We start from the raw sequence: 3,137 nt of genomic DNA on the forward strand, positions 1-3,137 counted from the left end.
TACCCGCTCCAACAACCCCTCTTACCCCCCCCGCCGCGCGTCCTAGGTCCCTGCCCCCCCCCCTGGCCCGCGGCCCGGGGGCCGAGCGCCGACGCCGCGCCCTGCCCGCGGGGATACTGCGGCTGCCCACCATCGGCGTCGACATCGGCGGCACCAAGGTCGTCGCGGGTGTCGTCGACGGCGAGGGCAAGGTGCTGGAGAAGCTGCGCACCGACACCCCCGACAAGAACAAGAGCGCCAAGGTCGTCGAGGACGTCATCGTCGAGCTGGTGCTCCAGCTGGCCGACCGGCACGACGTCCACGCGGTGGGCATCGGCGCGGCCGGCTGGGTCGACGCCGACCGCTCCCGGGTGCTCTTCGCCCCGCACCTCAACTGGCGCAACGAGCCGCTCCAGCAGGCGCTCAGCGAGCGGCTGCGCTTCCCGGTGATCGTCGAGAACGACGCCAACGCGGCCGCCTGGGCCGAGTGGCGCTTCGGCGCCGGGCGCGGCGAGGACCACATGGTGATGCTCACCCTGGGCACCGGCATCGGCGGCGCGGTCGTCCGGGACGGCTACGTCGACCGCGGCAAGTACGGCCTGGCGGGCGAGTTCGGCCACATGCAGGTGGTGCCCGGCGGCCACCGCTGCCCGTGCGGCAACCGCGGCTGCTGGGAGCAGTACTCCTCGGGCAACGCCCTGGTCCGGGACGCGCGCGAGCTGGTCGCCGAGGAGTCCCCGGTGGTGCAGCCGCTGCTCGCCCGGGCGGGCGGCACGGTGGAGGGCATCACCGGTCCGCTGGTCACCGAGGCGGCCCGGGACGGCGACCCGACGGCGACCGAGCTGCTCTACGAGGTCGGCACCTGGCTGGGCGTGGGCATCGCCAACCTGGCCGCCGCCCTCGACCCCGGCCGCTTCGTCATCGGCGGCGGCGTCTCCGAGGCCGGCGACCTGCTCCTCGGCCCCGCCCGCGACACCTTCCGCCGCACCCTGACCGGGCGCGGCTTCCGCCCCGAGTCCACCATCGTCCACGCCGCCCTCGGCAACGAGGCCGGCCTGGTCGGCGCCGCCGACCTGGCCCGCCAGGTGGCCCGCCGCTTCCGCACCATCAAGCGGAGGCGGGTGGAGCGCAGCGCCGTGTAGGGGAGGGCCCCGCGGTATTCGGCCGGCGGATTGCAGCGAACGGGTGACGAGGACCGTTCGCTGCGATCCGCCGGCCTTTTCCCTGCCCGGTTCACCCGGGAAGGCGATGGGCGTCCCGCCCGGTCCCGTCGTCACGTCAACTACCGGTTGGTAACGACGCGGTGTGGTTGTCGGATAACCGCTGCTGTGGAAGAACTGATGAGTTGACGTCGACTCAGGAGGACTCGGATGAGGGCTCTGACCCGTCTCGCGCCGTCGCTGCTGCTCGCCACCGCCCTGGTGGGGGCCACCACCGGCTCGGCAGCAGCCGCGGCGCCGCCGCCGAAGGCGCCGGAGGCGGTGGGGTGGGGCGGGGCGGTGGCCACCGTGGACGCCGACGCCACCGCGGCCGGGATCGAGGTGCTGCGCAAGGGCGGGAACGCGGTGGACGCCGCGGTGGCGGCCGCGGCGGCGCTCGGGGTGACGGAGCCCTACTCCTCCGGGATCGGCGGCGGCGGGTACTTCGTCTACTACGACCACTCGACCGGCCGGGTGCACACCATCGACGGGCGAGAGGTGGCCGGCCGAACGGCCGACAGCGGGCTGTTCCTCGAGGACGGCAAGCCGCTCGCCTTCGCCGACGCCGTCACCAGCGGGCTGTCCGTCGGGGTCCCCGGCACCCCGGCGACCTGGGACTCGGCCCTGCGGCAGTGGGGCACCCGCTCGCTCGCCAAGAACCTCGAGCCCGCCGAGCGGATCGCCGAGAACGGCTTCGTCGTCGACGGCACCTTCCGCAACCAGACGGCCGACAACTACGGCCGGTTCAAGGACTTCCCGGCCACCGCCGCGCTCTACCTGCCGGGCGGCAAGCCCCCCGAGGTCGGCACCGTCCTGCGCAACCCCGACCTGGCCGCCACCTACCGCCTGCTCGGCGACAAGGGCGTGAAGGCCTTCTACCAGGGCCCGTTGGCCCGGGACATCGTCAACACCGTGCAGCATCCGCCGGTCGACCCGGCCTCGGGCCGCGCCGCCCGCCCCGGGAAGGTCGACACCGCGGACCTGGCCGCCTACCAGGTCCGCCGCCAGGCGCCCACCCACGTCGCCTACCGCGACTACGACGTCTACTCGATGGCGCCGTCCAGCTCCGGCGGCACCACCGTCGGCGAGGCGCTGCACATCCTGGAGGACGGCGACCTCTCGTCCGACAGCGCCACGCAGTACTACCACCACTTCCTGGAGGCCTCCCGGATCGCCTTCGCCGACCGCAACCGCTGGGTCGGCGATCCGGCCTTCAGCGACGTCCCGACCGAGCAGCTGCTCTCCGAGCGCTACGCCGCCTCCCGGGCCTGCCTGATCAGCCCCGACCACGCCCTCACCAGCCCGCTCGCCCCCGGCGACCCCCGCCACCCGGCCGACTGCGCCGACACCGGCCAGACCCTCACCGAGCCGTACGAGGGCCCCAACACCACCCACCTGACGGTCGCGGACCGCTGGGGCAACATCGTCTCGTACACCCTCACCATCGAGCAGACCGGCGGCAGCGGCATGACCGTCCCGGGCCGGGGCTTCCTGCTCAACAACGAGCTGACCGACTTCGACTTCGCCCCGCTCGCCGCCGGGGTGCCCGACCCCAACCTGCCCGGGCCGGGCAAGCGGCCGCGTTCCTCGATGTCCCCGACCATCGTGCTGCGGGACGGTGAGCCGCTGCTGGCCACCGGCAGCCCCGGCGGCGCGACGATCATCACCACCACGCTGCAGGTGCTGCTCGGACGCCTGGACCGCGGGCTGAGCCTGGAGCAGGCCATCGCCGCGCCGCGCGCCAGCCAGCGCAACGCCGCCACCACCCAGGCCGAGCCAGGCTTCCTCGCCCTGCCCGAGCGGGCCGCGCTGGAGGGCCTCGGGCACCGCTTCGCCGACGGCGGCGAGATCGGCGCCGCCACCGGTGTGGAGCGGCTGCCGGACGGCCGCTGGGTCGCCGCCGCCGAACCGCGGCGGCGCGGCGGGGGCGCGGCCGCCCCGGGGGGGGGGGGGGGGGGG

2 protein-coding genes are annotated in these 3,137 nt (G+C 74.9%); both read left to right on the plus strand.

What is annotated here, in order from left to right; all coding sequences use genetic code 11:
• Positions 1-50: 50 nt before the first annotated feature.
• Entirely contained in the window at positions 51-1,121 is a 1,071-nt protein-coding gene (locus ABT247_RS32825) for an ROK family glucokinase (RefSeq protein WP_502892545.1), read from the plus strand.
• Positions 1,122-1,349: 228 nt separating this feature from the next.
• Positions 1,350-3,137 (plus strand): gamma-glutamyltransferase (ggt, locus tag ABT247_RS32830; RefSeq protein WP_350750156.1); only part of this gene is annotated, 1,788 nt, incomplete at its 3' end.

Origin of the sequence: Kitasatospora sp. NPDC001539, assembly GCF_040298565.1 — a bacterium.
Taxonomy (GTDB): Bacteria; Actinomycetota; Actinomycetes; order Streptomycetales; family Streptomycetaceae; genus Kitasatospora.